This window comes from Desulfogranum marinum (assembly GCF_016918565.1).
In the GTDB taxonomy this organism is placed as follows: domain Bacteria; phylum Desulfobacterota; class Desulfobulbia; order Desulfobulbales; family Desulfobulbaceae; genus Desulfogranum; species Desulfogranum marinum.
Genome location: NZ_JAFFQD010000014.1, coordinates 24,388 through 41,213 on the forward strand (window position 1 = coordinate 24,388; position 16,826 = coordinate 41,213).

A 16,826-nucleotide genomic window follows, 5' to 3' on the forward strand; every position below is an offset into this window, starting at 1 on the left:
TAGCAATTGTGTGTGATTTAACACGTTCACACAATGTTCAGGAAGAATTCGGGTAGTAATCAGACTGTGCTTAGCCCGAATTTCTCATGAATTTTTTGGTTTTCGACTTAATTTTTTGATATTTATAGAAAATACGGTAGCGCTAAAAAAACAGACTGTTTTTTCGTCGATAATCAAAAAACTCACCCTCCGGGTCAGCGGATTTTTCCGCAGACTCTTTGTTGCAGGCCATTTGCGGTAGCTTACTATCGGATTCTACGCTTACCTGCTGCGTGTCCTGCGCCTCGATCTGCGAAAAACTTCACTGATGAGAAATCCGGGTTAGTGATATTATTTTGGACATAAGCACAAACAAGTTAGCGACGAGAGGGACACCTATACCTCGTCTAAAAGGTACAATAACAGGTTAAGGATACAATCCCTCGAAAGGGAGGTATTATATCCCCATTAAGAGTCATTCAGGGGGGAGAACCTAACACTATTCAAGGAGTTTTTTGTCCGAGGCTAACCTGACGGCTTCCACACGATTTTTGACTCCCAGTTTTTTATAAATATTTTTCACATGACTTTTTACAGTTTCCAAACTAATAAAAAGCTCTGTTGATATCTCTTTATTAGGTGTTCCAAAAGAGATATATTTGAGTACTTCAATTTCTCTGGCAGTAAGCCCATAATGCTTCTGTTCACGCTTGTGATCATCGAGTCGTTCTTTCATACCAAGATTAACTAAATATGGTGAAAAACACTCTTTATCCGCACAGAAGCAGCGAATAATATTTTCCAGTTCATCAAGAGGAACATTCTTTAAGAGATACCCATCAGCGCCGGCTCCCATAGCCTCTCTTACAAAATTTTCTTCATTGAAAGTAGACAAGATCAAGAGCTTCAAATCCGGCATATTTTTTCTGAGAACCCTGATAACAGCAACTCCTGAAAGACCAGGCATATCCATATCAATCAATGCTATATCAGGAGAAAGCTCACCTATGCGCTCAACAGCGCTGTATCCATCGGAAGCTTCCCCTACGAGGACAAACCCATCTTTTTGATCAAGGCTGTGTTTCAAACCAGTGCGAATCAAAGGATGGTCATCGGCAAGAAATATTTTTATATTATTTTCTTGTTCCATATTTCTTCCCTATGAAAAACGATTACGATGATATTGTCGGAAACAATTTTTCCCTAACACACTATTAGTCAACCAATGGTAGAACAAAGTTAAACATGCATCCTTTATTGTGCTTATCATCCCACCCCTTGATTGGTGAAACCACCCATATATATCCATTATGGGCGTACACCACTAATCTGCAGTAAGAGAGACCAAGGCCTGTTCCTTTCCTTCCTTTCAATATACCGTCTTCATTTTTAATTCTAAAAAATTTGTCAAAAACATCTTTTTGATATTTTTCAGGTATCCCTGCCCCATAGTCCGTAATTGTCACAAGGCAATAAGGTATATCCTGCCGAAGGCGCTTTAGAATACGTGTGGGAATACTTTCCTCTTCATTTAACATCACTTTTTTTATACAAATTTCTATCTTCGAGCTTTCCGGACTATATTTTATTGCATTATCTATAAGATTAACACACGTTCTCAGCAGACGAGTGCGGTCTCCATTAAATTTTTTTAGCTCTTCACTGGGAACAAAACTGATTCCTATTTTTTTTTCCATAGCAAAAAGTTGTACCTGTTCGATACTTTTCATGAGTACCGACTCCATGCTCAACAGTTCTTTTCTCAGTAGAAACTGACCATTTTCGCTACGGTAAATGTCAAGAAAATCACTGACCAGTCCCAAAAGCTGGTTTCCTGTGCCCAAGGCGAGGCGAAGCATCTCCATTTGTGTCACATTGAGCTCACCCAAAATTTGATCCACTAGAATCTGTAAAGCTTTCTGAATGGAAATAATCGGGTTTCCCATATCATGGGTAAGCATGCCGACCAGATCTTCTTTCATTTTCTCTACTTTTTTTTCTTCTGTTATATCCCTAACAACCGCGACAAAGCCCTCTGTTTCACTGTTGCTTTTAATACCAGAAAGTGCGAGCTGGACCGGAAAATTTCTCAGGTCACTATCTACTGCTGTAAGTTCAAATCGGGCACTCTCTTCTTCGCCAAGATCTACAATTGTATGGAAAGCATTTATAGCAGTGGGATCTATAAAGAGCGAGGATAGGGAATTGCCTACTATCTCTAGTTTATCAATGCCAAACATCGTCGCGCCGGCTTCATTAATCTTTGTGATAAGGAAATTTCCATCAGTAGCAATGATGCCGTCAGAAACAGAGTTGACCAACTTGTTGAGATAACGTCTTGATCTTCTATAGGATAGATATTGCTGGAGAGCCAGTTCACTTATAGTGCGGGTTACCACGGCCATAAGTCCGGCAATTTTTTTTAGCTGATCTCTATCAACGATGGGTACAGATTGCAATTCGTTGAGGTATCCGTCGATATCCTCCACACCTATTTCCGTTGCTTTTTGAATAGCAACAGACTTTTCCATAGGCTTTTCAAGAACCTGCCCCATGAGTACGTTGGCAAGATGCATGTCATCTATTACAATAGGAAAGGCACTGTCCAGGAGACCAGCATTGAGGCACTTATAAATAACGAATTTTCTTTGACGTGCCGACTCCTGTCCGCCGTAACTGTCACTATCGTGACACCGTTTGACACCCTCGACGGTAGAACGGCAAAATTTACTGCACAGAGAAGTGAAATTCTGGGGCGTTGTTATAGGTTCACCATTTATTTCGGTAATAATGGATGCAACGCCGGTAGCTTGAGTAAAATGATAGAGTATTTCTTCAAGTTTATCTCTGCTGATGAGGTCTAATAAATGGATATCATTTTGTATCATAACCCAGCTCGTATTTGGAAAGACAAGGTGACACCGTATTCATCTAAAAACTGATTTTTGTATAGTATCAGTTTCTGCTGTTTACCTCTGCTGGTCCATTTTTTATTTGGTTATCCATTATTTATTAAAGCTCCATGTAACATAAAAACTTATTTTTTCCCTTGAAGTCTCATGGTCACCTCTTCATTTTTATCAAGAAGAATCAGCATACCCTTTTCTATTCGATAAGACTCTGTCTTATCAAGGGCAGCAAAAAAGACGCTTTCCATGGATACACTATCGGGACAGGCCATTCGAGTTGAGGCGAGTTTGTTAAAAATAAAGACATCTCCTTTAAAAAGAAAGGTACCGAAAAATCGGTTACATCCAGCATAACCTTTTACCTTATTTCCTTTAGCATCAAGCTCAAAAAAAGGTGCTTTTATTTGTTTTTCCACCTTCTTTCCATCAATTTCAACCGCTGTCCAATAGATACCAAAGAGGTTGTTTCTCACAATATTACCATTGCAGTCCTGGTCTGGATACAGCCTGTTGAAACCGGTCACCACCATAATATCTTTATCTCTTTGTTGAGTTCCTTTTCTGGTTGGAAGAAGTTTTCCCTGAAAGGAAACCAATAATGCTCTGTTTTTTTCATGGGGTGTATTGCGATAAGCCCTGTCAAGTTCAGTGAATTTGCCGCTGGGATCAACAGAAAAATAAAGCCCACTGGAACATTCCTGTAAGACATGGGTGTTGCCGGAAGACCTATACATACCTCGTATTTTCACCACATCAGGAAAAGGATCAAAAGTCTGCTTTTTTTTCAGCTCATAATCTATCAGCTCACTCTCCGCTTCTCCCTCTAAATCAAGGAAGCTGAGTGTTTCTGCATCTTTTATCCCGTATGTCTTCAGGTTTCCCTTACCTTTGCCGAGAATAACCTGATTGTTCTTCTCATCAAACCGCCACTTTCGCATCTGCGCTTCGCTTTTTATAACCTCATTTCCTTGATACCAGGTTTTACGAAGTTGGTAGAGGTGATCAGGTCGAAGATTCAGGTCAATTTTTACAAAATCGCATTCAGGGCACCCTATTTTTCCGCTAAAGCTTACTGGAAGATCAATTGGAAAACTAGTGACCTGCTCCTTGGATGTACTCTCAACCACATCTACTTTTTGGGAGGCGCATCCGACAATCAGTATGACTAGAAAAAAGAAAGAAAGGATATTTTTCCATGTATTATTCATTATGCACCAATGTGATAGGGGCGAGACCAAGAGATAATGGAGACTACCCAAACATCATATTTTCAGAAAAGGGTTTCTCAGCAGTCTTCTTTTTTTAAGTCCCTGCCGAAAAGATCATTTACAGCCGCCCTGCATTCTTTATTCTCATAGATAACCTGGTAGACCTGATCAAGAATAGGCATATCAACATCGAGTTTTTTTGCCAGGTTATAGCAGGATTTGGTGGTTTTGACCCCTTCTGCAACCATGGTCATTTCCGCAAGAATAGCATCTAGTTTTTTCCCCGCTCCAAGCGCCAGGCCCACTGTACGGTTACGACTCAGGTCACCGGTGCAGGTCAGTACCAGATCTCCCATTCCTCCCAAGCCGGCAAATGTTGCCTTATCAGCACCAAGAGCCACACCCATGCGGCTTATCTCAGCCAGTCCCCTGGTTATAAGTGCTGCTCTGGTATTCAAGCCATAACCCAACCCATCAGATATACCGGCTGCTATGGCAATAATATTTTTCATGGCACCACTTATTTCTAAACCAACCACATCTACAGAGGAATAGGTACGGAAATGCTCTGTTGAAAAGAGTTTTTGCACAGCTATGGCCGCTTTTTCGTTTTTAAAGGCAACAGTAACAGCCGTAGGCTGTCCCGCTGCTACTTCCTTTGCAAAACTGGGTCCGCTGAGAGCGCCGTAATGGTATTTATGATGTGATTGTTTGCTCTCATCAACCATCACTTCATTCATGGTCATCCGTGTGCCTATTTCAATTCCTTTAACCGCCGAAACCACCAGAGCAGAATCAACAAGCAGCGGTAAAACCGCTTTATACACGCCTCTATACACGTGTGAAGGAACGACCATTACCACACACTGTGCATCCTTTACGGCTTCTTGAATATCACTTGTCAGAGATAGACCGGCAGGCAGGCTGAAACCCGGTAAAAACATCTTGTTTTCACGGTCTTTTTTTAGCCTATCAATATGCTCAGGTTCATGTCCCCAAAGACAGACCTGTTCACCCTTTTTGGCCAACAACACTGCCAAAGACGTTCCCCAGCTTCCAGCACCAATGACCGCTGTTTTCTTAATCTGCGGAATTATCATTATCTTCTATATCCTCCACCATTTCTTCTTCACGGGCAAGCATAGACATGCCGACAACAATTTCATTATCTTCAAGGTTAATAAGACGTACACCCTGGGTATTTCTGCCTATTATACGAATAGTATCCATGGGCATACGAATAACCTTACCTGAATTGGCTATAAGCATAACCTGATCTTCATCGACAACGGGTAACACACCGACAACTTTCCCGTTTCTTTCGCTGGTTTTTATAGCAAAAACCCCTTTGCCACCTCTATTTTGCAGTTTGTACTCTGCTACTGCTGTGCGTTTACCGTACCCGTTTTCGGTAACTGTTAAGATGGAATCATCGCTCTTGATAACAGATACACCGACAACTTCATCGTCTTCAGCTAAAGTTATACCTTTAACTCCGGCTGCCAGGCGGCCCATGGTTCTCACGTTCGATTCATGAAAATGAATGGAAAGCCCGTTTTTGGTGACCAGGAAAATCTCATCATCGCCTGTGGTAAGAGCAGCCGTAAGAATTTCATCCTCATCTTTGATAGTCAGGCCGAGTTTTCCCTTACGCAATGGTCTTTTATATTCTGTTATAGATGTTTTCTTGACCCTGCCAAGCTTGGTGACAGTCAACACGGTCTGCGAATCATCCACATTGGCAAGATCTGCAATGGGCAGAACGGCCGCTACTTTTTCCTCTTTGCCCAGTTCAAGAAGATTAACCACAGCCTTTCCCCGTGCAGCCCTTCCTGCAAGTGGCAATTCATACACCTTTCTCCAGAAAACCTTGCCCGTATTGGTAAAGAAAAGAAAAGTATCTAGATTCGAGGCCGTATACAGGTTGGTCACAAAATCATCTTCCAGAGTAGTCATTCCTTTGACCCCTTTACCTCCCCTTCGCTGAGCCCGGTAGAGATTTAGAGGGTTTCTCTTTATATACCCTGTGTGAGAGATGGTCACGACCATCTCTTCAGGTATGATCATATCTTCAGGCAAGATATCATCAGGGGCATCGATAATTTCCGTGCGACGCTCATCACCATACTCTTCTTTTATCTGATCCAGTTCTTCACGGATAATCTGAATAACAAGATCGTCATCGCCGAGCACCTTTTTTAACCAGGCTATTTTTTCGATAATCTCATTATAATCCTTTATTATTTTATCCCTTTCCAGACCGGTTAACCTTTGCAAACGCATATCCAGAATAGTCTGTGCCTGGATATCTGAAAGTTCAAAACGGCTTTTCAATTCAGCCTTTGCCTCTGCCGGATTGGCGGAAGCCCTGATAAGTTCTACAACTTCATCAAGATTGCTGATAGCTATCTTTAAGCCTTCTAAAATATGGGCTTTTTCCTCAGCCTTGCGCAACTCATAGGCAGTCCGACGATATACCACAGTTCGGCGATGAGCCAAAAAGTGTTCCAGAACCTGTTTAATATTAAGAACTTCCGGTTTGTTATTGACAATGCACAGCAAAATAATACCAAAACTTTTTTGCAGCGGCGTCATTTTAAACAATTGGTTAAGGACAATATCGGGAATCTCATCTCTTTTAAGATCGAGAACAATCCGAACGCCTTGCCGATCAGACTCGTCACGTATTTCAGCAATCGATGTTATTCGTTTTTCCTTCATCAACTGAGCAATTTTTTCAACCAGAGTTGCCTTATTCTGTTGATAGGGAATCTCAGTAATAACGATTGATTCACTGTTTTTACTCCGTGGTTCGACATGCGTACAGGAGCGCATAATAACCACACCCCTGCCTGTTTCATACGCCTCACGAATACCAGCCCTTCCGCAAATAAAACCGCCGGTAGGGAAATCAGGTCCCGTAATTATTCCCATCAGTTGGTGAATGGTTATATTTGCATCTTCTATGAGTGCAATAAGGCCATTAATAACTTCGGTCAGGTTGTGTGGAGGTATTTTGGTAGCCATTCCCACCGCGATACCTTCAGATCCATTAATGAGAATATTGGGAATTTTTGAAGGAAGAACCGAAGGCTCTTCAAGGGAGTTGTCATAGTTGGGAACAAAATCGACCGTGTCTTTATCCAGATCAGCTACTATTTCCTGATCGAGCTTGGTCATTCGTGCTTCAGTGTAACGCATTGCAGCAGCTGAATCACCATCCATGGAGCCAAAGTTTCCCTGGCCGTCAACCAGAGGATAACGCATGGAAAAAGTCTGGGCCATACGGACAATGGTATCATAAGCTGCGGTATCGCCATGAGGATGATATTTACCTATAACATCACCCACGATACGAGCTGATTTGATATAAGGACGATTATAGGTATTCCCCAGTTCACGCATGGCAAAAAGTGCCCTTCTATGCACTGGTTTTAATCCATCCCGTACATCCGGCAACGCCCTTCCAATAATGACCGACATTGCATAATCAAGGTATGATTTACGCAATTCTTTTTCGATTGATATGGTCGGTTTTTCCATTTCTGTTATTTCAGAAGATTCTGTCATTACTTAATCCTGATTACATCTTGCTTAAACGCAATAATTTGCCTGAAAATCGATCGGTTATAAAGACTATTAAATATCGAGATCTGCTACTTCCAGGGCATGATTCTGGATAAATTCACGTCTTGGTTCCACCTTGTCGCCCATAAGGGTGGAAAAAATATCATCCGCCATTTCAGCATCATCAATTTTAACCTGTACCAGTGTTCTGTTTTCCGGGTTCATTGTTGTTTCCCAGAGTTGCTCTGGATTCATTTCACCCAAACCCTTATATCGCTGGAGATGACTGCCTTTAAAGGTTTCATTACGAACCAGCTCTATTAGTGCATGCCAGTCTGCAGCTTCCAATTCTTTTTCTTGACCGGTGGCACTTGTCCGTACCAGTTTAAAAGAGCCTTTTATATAATCGCTTATTTCTTTATAAATATCTAAAGCTTGGCGATATTCTCCAATAAGTGGAATATTAGGTCCCAAGGTAGACATGAGCAGCGATTGGCCGCGGAAAGTAACATCTACTTCATAGCAGGAAGGTCGCCACCTACATGGTCGAATATTACCTATAACAGGCTTTAAGGGCGCCAAATTTTCCACTAACATTTCAATAAACTCTCTTTCCTTAAACTGATCTGCTGACTGGACTTTATTTTCCAACAGAAACAGCGTCATTTCCTCCTGGATATTCATCCTATCCAGATGGTTTATGATTTTTTCAAAAAAAGATAATTTTTTCAGGATATCAACCATTTCTAGACCGCTTATATCTGTATCCCGGTCTGTATAAACCTTGAAAAGTTCACTCGCCTGGGAATAAAGATGCGTGTTCAGTGCTTCGTCATCTATGAAATATTGCTCCTTTTTACCACGTCCGAGGCGATAGAGGGGAGGTTGGCCAATATAGACAAAACCATTTTCAACCAACGGTAACATCTGGCGATAGAAAAAGGTGAGCAATAGAGTTCGAATATGCGCTCCATCCACATCGGCATCAGTCATTATTATAACTTTATGGTAGCGCAGTTTTTCTACATCAAATTCTTCTCGCCCTATTCCAGTGCCAAGAGAAGCTATGAGTTGTTTAATTTCTTCGGAGTTAAGAATTTTATCAAAGCGCGCCTTCTCCACATTCATAATCTTGCCACGTAAAGGAAGGATAGCCTGCACCGCTCTATCCCTGCCCTGCTTTGCTGAACCGCCTGCAGAATCACCCTCGACTATAAATATTTCTCTTTCTTTAGGATCCTTGCTCTGACATTCAGCGAGTTTTCCGGCCATCATTACAGACAGGCCGTCCTTTTTACGTGACAGTTCCCTTGCTCTTCTCGCTGCTTCTCGTGCTCTTGCCGCTTCAACAGCTTTACTAAGAATACGTTTGGCTACTGCAGGATTCTCTTCCAGGTATGTGGAAAGTTTCTCATTGCAGATAGACTCAACAATGGATTTTACTTCAGAATTGCCCAACTTTGTTTTCGTCTGGCCTTCGAACTGGGGATCTGGTACACGAACAGATATAATACATGTCAATCCTTCACGGACATCATCACCACCCATTTTTTCTTTCAGATTTTTAGGGACTACGTCATCGCTTGAATACCTATTAATACATTTTGTAAGTGATGCCCTGAATCCGGCGACATGGCTACCGCCTTCCCTGGTGTTAATGTTATTAACAAAAGAAAAAACCCGTTCCGAATACCCATCAAAATACTGGAAACATACTTCTACCTGAACGTTTTCTTTTTCTCCGGTAATTAATACGGGTTCTGCGTGAATGGCTGTTCTTTTCCGGTTGAGATACTCAACATAAGAGGTAATACCGCCTTCAAAATGAAATTTATCCTCTTCGCCTGATCGCTCGTCTTTGAGATAAATTCGAATGCCTTTATTTAAAAAGGCCAGTTCGCGTAACCTGTTTTTAATGATTTCATATTTAAAGACGGTAGTTTCCGTAAAAATGGAAGCATCAGGAGTGAAATAAATGGTAGTTCCGGTCTTTTCACTTTTTCCTATTTCCTCCAGTTCGCTTGTTCGCAGACCAAATTCATAGGTCTGTTTGTAAAGCTTACCGTTGCGCCTTACTTCAGCATACGCTTTAGCACTGAGGGCATTGACCACAGAAACACCAACCCCGTGCAATCCGCCGGATACCTTGTAACTTGATTTATCAAATTTTCCGCCCGCATGGAGGGTTGTCATTACTAATTCCAGCGCAGACATATTTTCTGTAGGATGCATATCCACAGGAATACCCCTGCCATTATCAGTAACCGTCACCGAATTATCCTGGTGGATGGTAACCCTTATTCTGTCGCAGTAACCTGCTAGAGCTTCGTCAATGGAGTTATCCACAACCTCATAAATGAGATGATGTAATCCTTCTTCAGCCGTATTACCGATATACATTGACGGTCTTTTTCTTACGGCTTCAAGTCCATCCAGAACTTTTATCTGATCCGCATCATACGACGAATGATTCTGTTCGCTCACTTTTTTCCTTTTTATGAATTTAACAAGAGGAAAAACCTTTTCTATCAAATTGATAGTTGGTTTTATATTTTAGATTGGAAAATATCAGGACTCAAACCTGTTTTTGGCTACATTTTTCGAGGTTATTTCAGGGTCAAATATTTTCCCATTCATAGCTATATAAACGCCTTTGGGAAGAATTTGGACGGCGGCAATAGCATATCCTATGTTGAAAACAGCATCACTATTCCTGAGTTTAGCCGGCTGCATGGATCCTGTTAAAACAACAGTTTTATCTACCGATAAAAGTTTTTTTGCTGTTTCCACTATGGTATCGGTACCATGGGTGATGAGTATTCTTTGATGGGAATCCGCCTTTACACTGTCCAAAATGTATTGGCGATCAGCATCCGTCATCTCCAAAGAATCTTTTTTAAGTAACGATTCTATTTCATAAGAAAAAACAACATTTGCTTCTTCCAAAACTTCTTGTATATGAGGATCTCCTACCTGGAACTCACTTTTAGCATCAAAATAGATTTTATCGATGGTCCCTCCGGTAGTGAATATTTTAATATTCATTTTATAATCTATTTATTATTATAATTTCATAGGCATAATAACACTTATAAAACCTTCATCATCATCAGAAGTTATAAGACATGGACTTGCATCTGAATTTATACTTGCCTTAATTACATCTCCATCTATTACTTGAAGGGTGTCCATAAAGTACCTGCAGTTAAATCCCATAGAAAGAGATTCTCCTTCGTACTCAACAGTAAACTCATCTTTTGCCGATCCAAAATCGGCATTTTGTGAAGTAAGCACCATATTAGTGTCTGTAATTTCCATCTTAATGGCATGGAATAGATCTTCTGTAAAAAGGTTTATTCTCTTTAAACTCTCTAAAAACCGAATACGATCAATGAGAATTGTATTATCACTTGATAGACCTTGTAATATAGATTGATAATCAGGGAATTCTCCTTCCATTAGTCTTATAATGAGTAAACTGTCATTACTCTTTAAAACAGCCTGCTTTTCTTCTATACCAAAGGAAAAATTATCTGCATTATCACAAAATTTTCGGATTTCCTGAACCCCTCTTCGGGGAATGAGAGTAATTGGATTCATTTCCAGGCTGTTTAAACTTTCATCAACTTCTTTGCTCATAATTGTCAATCTATGGCCATCAGAAGAGATCATTTTTAAAAAAAGCTTATCCTCTTCTTTTACTTTTTGAAAAAGCGCAGCCGTGAGACTGAACATGTTTTCTTTATCCTGGGCAATGGAAAAAATTGTTTTATCGACAAGATCGGCAATGATGGTACTGTCAACATTCACCATGGCTTCTTCATTGTATTCAGGAAATTGCGGAAACTCATCGCTTAGCATTCCGGCCAATCTGTAGACACTGGGTCCTGCTGTAATTTCTACCCAGTTTTTTTTCTCTTCTTTAAATGCAATAACCGATGATCCGGATTCCCTTGCTAACTCAAACAATTTTTTAGCCGGTAAGGTTAAACTACCTGGTGAGAGGACTTCTGCGGGTACGGTCTGTTTTAGACCTATTTCTAAATCTGTGCCGGTAAACGTTACCTTATCATGCCCTACTTCCAATAAAACATTTGATAAAATAGCTAGGGTTCCCTTTTTGCTGGTAATGTTTTGCTGGGTGCTGATTGCCCTAAGTAAGTCATCCCTGCTTATGTTGAATTGAAAGGCCATATTAATAATCCTTCTTTATATATATAAATTTATTATTGTTATTAAAGGTGTTTGTTTGTTGGTATTAAATATAAACTATTAATTTAATTAACTTTTTAAAGTTTATAACAAAGTTCATCTCTTTTTAATCATTCGTTGAAAAACACATTTTTTCTGTCAAAACAGAGTTATTAACATATGATGAACAGGGTTATCATAAAGTTATTAATAAAGGTTCTGAAAATACCCCAAAAAAACTGAAATATCAAATAAATAATATCATTTCAGCACATCTGAAAACTACAAATAAGACCCAAAAAAATAGCTTTCAGAACTTTATCTGATAGAAGCCTATTAAATCTCTTATCCGGCACCATGGAAGGCACTAATTTGCCATGAAATATTGAAAGATAAAGGGACGTAATCGTCGAGGTTGAATTGATAGAATAATCCATGAAGAATTTGATTCTTGTAGATTCTCTGAGCGGCCTGGAATTGAGGATGATTGATAATCTGGAGGGCCGTGTATTTTGTTTGATCAAATGGATCACATAAATCCTGTCCGCTAAGATCTCCCTCTTCTCTTACTGTCTGTATATATGGTCGATTATATCTTACAGGGTAGAAATTAATTTTTAGGTATCTCAGACTGTTAAAACCCAATCCCTCGGAATTTAGCGTTTACCCGATTATTAGTAGAAAAATTATCCCCGTAAGGAAATAAGTGGCTATTCGAAGGGTCATAATAATAAGTTTTTTTTATATAATTCTTTGTTATTGCTATTAAGGGTGTTTGGATGTTGGTATTAAATATAACTAATTAATTTTATTAAATATTTATAGTTAAAAATTATGTTTGCTCCCTGCTTAATGGGAGTTGATAAATCTCATTTATATATTAAATCAGAGTTATTAACAGGTTATCAACACTATTATAATACAGTTATTAAGAAAGACTGTTTAAAAAGTATAAAAACAATCAAAGTACAGGTAAATAGTTACTTTTTATTATGATAAATATCAGGAATGGCAATAGAGAAAAACTGCTTAGGAATCTTTGTCGATCCGGAGTGGAACAGAATGTTTTTCCAGGGTGTATGGCAGCTATCAGTATAGGAACCGGTCATAGTCGACAAAGATTTGTCGCAGGTGCCGGTCAGCTTGCCTTTCAGGCAAATACTCAGCCTGTGAATAGAGGCACCTTTTTTGATTTAGCATCTTTGACAAAACCCTTGTGTACAAGCCTTTGCGTATTGCAGCTTATCAAGCAAGGGAAGCTTGCGTGGGATACTTTACTTGTCGATTGCGTAAAAGCCCTGAAAAGAGATTCAGATAAGGCAAATATCAGTATAGAACACCTTCTTACCCATAGTTCAGGTTTAAAGGCATACAGACCCTATTTTAGATTATTTAAAAGTGTTTTTGCAAAGGAAGATAAAGCCAAGTTGTTGTACTATATTCATCATGAAAAAATTGTATATCAGCCTGGTACGAAAAATATATACAGTGATTTAGGGTATATTTTATTAGGGGAAATTATTGAACAGCAAACAAACAAGCGATTAGACCAATTTTTTACTGAGCAAATAACTCGGAAACTTAACCTGGAAAAACATCTTTTTTTTATTCCGCTGGATCAGGCAGGAACTCGCCAACCTCTTCAGGATTGTGCTGCCACTGAAAAGTGTCCTTGGCGAGGTAGGGTTATGCAGGGGGAAGTACATGATGAACACTGCTGGCTACTTGGAGGTGTTGCCGGACACGCAGGTTTGTTCGGTAATATAGACGGCGTGTTGGGGTTATGTGAATTGGTGTTCGACCAGTGGCTGGGAAAAGGAGATGGATCTTGTTTGTTGAGCAACCAGTTTGAGCAACTTTTTATACGTACAAATAATAAGTTGAGTTGGTATAGAGGGTTTGACAGGCCTACTCCTGGCGGGTCAAGCAGCGGACGTTATTTTTCTGAAAAAAGCGCGGGACATCTTGGATTTAGCGGAACTTCGTTTTGGATGGATCCGGAAAAAGAAATAGTCGTTGTTCTGCTAACTAACAGAGTAAATCCTTCCCGTAAGAACATAAAAATACGCTCTTTCAGACCTTGGTTTCATGATAATATAATGGAACATTTTTTTTAATTATAAAAAAAGCCCTGCTAAAAGAAAAGCAGGGCTTTTTTAAATTACTACCTCAGAAAAGCAGCAAGATCTACCACCAGCAAACAGTCTTGTCTGCAGCATATATTTTCTGCACCAAGACATCATAGTTGGGCTGGTCTAAATAGAGTTTAAATTCATCAGCATCGCGATCGCGATTGAGAACTCCAACAAGTGTCTCTATATCACTGGTTGGCTCTGAGCGGTAAACCTGCAGGATTTTCATTTTTTCGTCACTCATGGTTCTACCTCCTCAACCACCGCATGCCGCTGGCGGCTCATGGGATCCTTTGGGCATACCAAAAGGAATAATAACATCTGCATCGCGCATTTTTTCGCCGAGTTCTTCCAAGGAAATGTTTTCAATTTCAGAACCTTCAGGCATGTCGGTAGGTGCTTCAGCACCACAGCTATACACCTGACCTTCCATATCGGCGATCCAGGCAATGTTTTCCGTCATGTATTCTGTCATGTTCGGAAATTCGCCATTCATGATGACCGGATAAGCATAATGATTTTCAACAGCAAGACCCAATCCGGAGCGAATGCCGTCATTGTATATACGGTTGGCTACCAGGATATATACTTTTAATGATTCCATATCGGTATCTCCTTACATTACGATATACTTTTCACACTGCTCAAGAACTGCACCGTGAAAAGCCTGGGTACGCATCTGCTTGTCAATAAGACCACGTGGAATGTCTTTTTCGTGATCAAAACCTTCACAGATGTAGCTGTCAGTACAAATTGCCAGGTTTTCAGTTTTGATGAGCTGAGCCAGCTCCCAAAATTCAGGGCTTTTTGTAAGGTGAACAGATTTAAAAGTAAAAAAGATCATTACTTCCTTACCAGCGCGTATAGCAGCCTGGGTGAGACCGAGGATATGACGCATATTCTGGGGGCAGGTAACGAAGATACCGAATTTATTAGCATCAGCAGCCATTAGCTTTTGCCTCCTTTAAAAGGATTTGTTAACGATATAATTATCCTTTCTTGATGAAAAAGCTAATATATCCACTTTCTTCTTTTTCGCCCAGGTATTCATGACCAGCACGGTCACACCAGCCGGGAATATCATTTCTGGAACCTGGATCAGTTCCCATGACGTGGAGAACATCGCCGGAACCAAGCTTACCCATTTCTTTCTTGGTACGGAGTAACGGCATGGGGCAACTCAGTCCTTTTGCATCGAGTACGGAAGTAACCTCGATACCTTCAGGTGCTACTTTTACATCACTCATTTTTTCCTCCTGATAAAATAACAGTTTTAATTGTCTGTTTTAAACATGAAAAAAGACAGTTTAAGGTATAGAAAAAAGGTTTCTTTGTCAAGGTGAATCAAAAACAAACTGAATAGCTATTCATGCCTTGTTTTTCCGTCACTTTTGATGAATGAATATTCAATATTGTGCTATAATGGTCTGTTTCATTGAGGTTATTGACAAATTGAAAGGCTACAGGTATCTTATCAACTTTTTGAGGCTTTCTGCGAAAAAGAGGTACTTTATAAAGGGTTTAAGGAGGCAGTGAATGGAAGACATTAAGATTTTTTGGGACAAGATCAAAAAGTTGTACAAAGCCCTGTGTCAGGATGAATGGAGTGCAACTACGACAGGTATTGTTGTAGCGCTTCTCACTATCCTGATCATGGCCTGGTGGCGGCCTTGGGGTGCTGTGGGCGCAATCCGTAACTGGGGTGACTGGATGTTGCACGGGGTCGGTATTTTCAGTGGAGACCTTGCTGAATTGACAGGTTTTGTTGATGAAGATGGAGATTTTCTGCTCAAGAAGTCCATATGGTATAATACCGGGTCCGTAATTGGGTTGGGGCTTATCGGTGGTGCTTTCATATCTGCTTGCCTGGGGGGACAGTTTGCTTTTCGTTTTCCACCGGTCCGTGAATATGTGAAGGCGATGATAGCCGGTGTATTGATGGGTATAGGTGCTGCCTTGGCCGGCGGATGTAATGTTGGCGGTATGTACAATGCCATAGGTAATTTGGCAGCCAATGGTTTTGCCATGTGGGTTGGTCTTATTCCAGGAGCACTATTTGGCCTATGGTTGCTCTATAAAGAGATGGAACATATCTCTTGGGGCGGTGGCGGATCCTTTACCCTTAATATCCCTTATCCAGTCCAATTTATTTTCGGTGTAGGTGGTATAGGCGTTCTTATCTGGGGTGCTGCTAAATATGCAGGGTATGAAGGGGATGATTTTGAAGAATACATTGCTTCTCTTTCCGGTTTGGTCCTCATCGCAACCGGTATCGGCTATGCAATGCAGAGAGGCCGCTGGTGCATGATTCAGGGCTTTCGTGAACCACATATGACCGGTGATTCTACCATGGCCAGGTCAGTTGCTCTTTCTATCCTTATTGTAGCAATTGGTGCGGCAGTGTTGAAATATGGAGTTCCTGCCCGTCTTGATGGCGAAGCTGTTCTACTTCCCATGAACTATGTTCGAGGTACTTTCGGCTGGGGTGGTGTTGTTGGTGGTTTTATATTTGGTGTTGGTGCTATGATGGCCGGTGGTTGTGGTTCCGGAACACTGTGGCGTGTGGGTGAAGGGCAGATAAAACTTTGGCTGGTTGTGCCGTTTTTCGGTATTTCCAACTCACTTGTTGTTGCTTTGTTTAAGAACTTCGATGTTGAAGCCAACGGTTGGCTTGGCAAGTATGTGTATATGCCGGATGTTTTTGGTTATGGGTACACCTTGGGTATTATAGTTCTGTTTGCTGCACTTTGGTACCTGATAGTGTCGTGGAATGAAGACAGTAATAAGTTGTTATTGCCTATGTAATTTTTTCTTTGTCAGTCTTGATAAAAAGGCGGTAT

General features: G+C 40.5%; 14 protein-coding genes. 2 read left to right on the forward strand and 12 right to left on the reverse strand.

The window, feature by feature from the left end:
* Window positions 1-478: 478 nt before the first annotated feature.
* The 8 genes from JWH17_RS09520 to dnaN form a co-directional block, all read right to left on the reverse strand.
* Window positions 479-1,129 (reverse strand): response regulator, encoded by a 651-nt coding sequence (locus JWH17_RS09520; protein ID WP_205222376.1) that lies wholly within the window; start codon window positions 1,127-1,129, stop codon window positions 479-481.
* Between the two features lie 64 nt (window positions 1,130-1,193).
* On the reverse strand, window positions 1,194-2,867 hold the full coding sequence (locus tag JWH17_RS09525; RefSeq protein WP_205222377.1) for a sensor histidine kinase: 1,674 nt from the start codon (window positions 2,865-2,867) through the stop codon (window positions 1,194-1,196).
* Window positions 2,868-3,016: 149 nt separating this feature from the next.
* Entirely contained in the window at window positions 3,017-4,096 is a 1,080-nt protein-coding gene (locus JWH17_RS09530) for an META domain-containing protein (protein ID WP_205222378.1), read from the reverse strand.
* Between the two features lie 77 nt (window positions 4,097-4,173).
* Window positions 4,174-5,196 (reverse strand): NAD(P)H-dependent glycerol-3-phosphate dehydrogenase, encoded by a 1,023-nt coding sequence (locus tag JWH17_RS09535; protein WP_205222379.1) that lies wholly within the window; start codon window positions 5,194-5,196, stop codon window positions 4,174-4,176.
* Complete coding sequence (gyrA, locus tag JWH17_RS09540; protein ID WP_205222380.1) at window positions 5,177-7,666, reverse strand: DNA gyrase subunit A; 2,490 nt, start codon at window positions 7,664-7,666, stop codon at window positions 5,177-5,179. Before gyrA ends, JWH17_RS09535 begins: the two co-directional genes overlap by 20 nt.
* 69 nt (window positions 7,667-7,735) lie before the next feature.
* Complete coding sequence (gene gyrB, locus JWH17_RS09545) at window positions 7,736-10,147, reverse strand: DNA topoisomerase (ATP-hydrolyzing) subunit B (RefSeq protein ID WP_205222381.1); 2,412 nt, start codon at window positions 10,145-10,147, stop codon at window positions 7,736-7,738.
* 84 nt (window positions 10,148-10,231) lie between these two features.
* Complete coding sequence (locus tag JWH17_RS09550; RefSeq protein WP_205222382.1) at window positions 10,232-10,708, reverse strand: asparaginase domain-containing protein; 477 nt, start codon at window positions 10,706-10,708, stop codon at window positions 10,232-10,234.
* Window positions 10,709-10,726: 18 nt separating this feature from the next.
* On the reverse strand, window positions 10,727-11,857 hold the full coding sequence (dnaN, locus tag JWH17_RS09555) for a DNA polymerase III subunit beta (RefSeq protein ID WP_205222383.1): 1,131 nt from the start codon (window positions 11,855-11,857) through the stop codon (window positions 10,727-10,729).
* 1,076 nt (window positions 11,858-12,933) lie between these two features.
* Between dnaN and JWH17_RS09560 the strand changes: the two genes are divergently transcribed.
* Window positions 12,934-13,971: a serine hydrolase domain-containing protein gene (locus JWH17_RS09560; RefSeq protein WP_205222384.1), complete on the forward strand. Its 1,038-nt coding sequence runs from the start codon at window positions 12,934-12,936 to the stop codon at window positions 13,969-13,971.
* Window positions 13,972-14,041: 70 nt separating this feature from the next.
* Here the strand turns inward: JWH17_RS09560 and JWH17_RS09565 are convergent, their stop codons facing one another.
* Genes JWH17_RS09565 through JWH17_RS09580 form a run of 4 tightly spaced genes read right to left on the reverse strand, consistent with a single transcriptional unit; the run spans window position 14,042 to window position 15,233 of the window.
* Complete coding sequence (locus JWH17_RS09565; protein WP_205222454.1) at window positions 14,042-14,230, reverse strand: hypothetical protein; 189 nt, start codon at window positions 14,228-14,230, stop codon at window positions 14,042-14,044.
* Between the two features lie 12 nt (window positions 14,231-14,242).
* On the reverse strand, window positions 14,243-14,590 hold the full coding sequence (locus JWH17_RS09570) for a hypothetical protein (protein ID WP_205222385.1): 348 nt from the start codon (window positions 14,588-14,590) through the stop codon (window positions 14,243-14,245).
* A 12-nt stretch (window positions 14,591-14,602) separates the two neighbouring features.
* The gene (locus tag JWH17_RS09575) at window positions 14,603-14,935 is read right to left on the reverse strand and encodes a hypothetical protein (RefSeq protein ID WP_205222386.1); all 333 of its coding nucleotides are present in this window, start codon (window positions 14,933-14,935) and stop codon (window positions 14,603-14,605) included.
* Window positions 14,936-14,975: 40 nt separating this feature from the next.
* Complete coding sequence (locus JWH17_RS09580) at window positions 14,976-15,233, reverse strand: sulfurtransferase TusA family protein (protein ID WP_205222387.1); 258 nt, start codon at window positions 15,231-15,233, stop codon at window positions 14,976-14,978.
* 289 nt (window positions 15,234-15,522) lie between these two features.
* On the opposite strand from JWH17_RS09580, the gene JWH17_RS09585 reads away from it, so the two are divergent.
* Window positions 15,523-16,791, forward strand: a complete 1,269-nt coding sequence (locus JWH17_RS09585; protein ID WP_205222388.1) for a YeeE/YedE thiosulfate transporter family protein — start codon at window positions 15,523-15,525, stop codon at window positions 16,789-16,791.
* Window positions 16,792-16,826: the final 35 nt, after the last annotated feature.

Bases quoted from the DNA above. Each gene is read 5' to 3' on its own strand.
- JWH17_RS09550 (WP_205222382.1), bottom strand. From the start codon at position 10,708: ATGAATATTAAAATATTCACTACCGGAGGGACCATCGATAAAATCTAT.
- JWH17_RS09565 (WP_205222454.1), bottom strand. From the start codon at position 14,230: ATGAGTGACGAAAAAATGAAAATCCTGCAGGTTTACCGCTCAGAGCCA.
- JWH17_RS09585 (WP_205222388.1), top strand. From the start codon at position 15,523: ATGGAAGACATTAAGATTTTTTGGGACAAGATCAAAAAGTTGTACAAA.
- JWH17_RS09560 (WP_205222384.1), top strand. From the start codon at position 12,934: ATGGCAGCTATCAGTATAGGAACCGGTCATAGTCGACAAAGATTTGTC.
- JWH17_RS09535 (WP_205222379.1), bottom strand. From the start codon at position 5,196: ATGATAATTCCGCAGATTAAGAAAACAGCGGTCATTGGTGCTGGAAGC.
- gyrA (WP_205222380.1), bottom strand. From the start codon at position 7,666: ATGACAGAATCTTCTGAAATAACAGAAATGGAAAAACCGACCATATCA.
- dnaN (WP_205222383.1), bottom strand. From the start codon at position 11,857: ATGGCCTTTCAATTCAACATAAGCAGGGATGACTTACTTAGGGCAATC.
- JWH17_RS09520 (WP_205222376.1), bottom strand. From the start codon at position 1,129: ATGGAACAAGAAAATAATATAAAAATATTTCTTGCCGATGACCATCCT.
- JWH17_RS09580 (WP_205222387.1), bottom strand. From the start codon at position 15,233: ATGAGTGATGTAAAAGTAGCACCTGAAGGTATCGAGGTTACTTCCGTA.
- JWH17_RS09570 (WP_205222385.1), bottom strand. From the start codon at position 14,590: ATGGAATCATTAAAAGTATATATCCTGGTAGCCAACCGTATATACAAT.
- JWH17_RS09525 (WP_205222377.1), bottom strand. From the start codon at position 2,867: ATGATACAAAATGATATCCATTTATTAGACCTCATCAGCAGAGATAAA.
- JWH17_RS09575 (WP_205222386.1), bottom strand. From the start codon at position 14,935: ATGGCTGCTGATGCTAATAAATTCGGTATCTTCGTTACCTGCCCCCAG.
- JWH17_RS09530 (WP_205222378.1), bottom strand. From the start codon at position 4,096: ATGAATAATACATGGAAAAATATCCTTTCTTTCTTTTTTCTAGTCATA.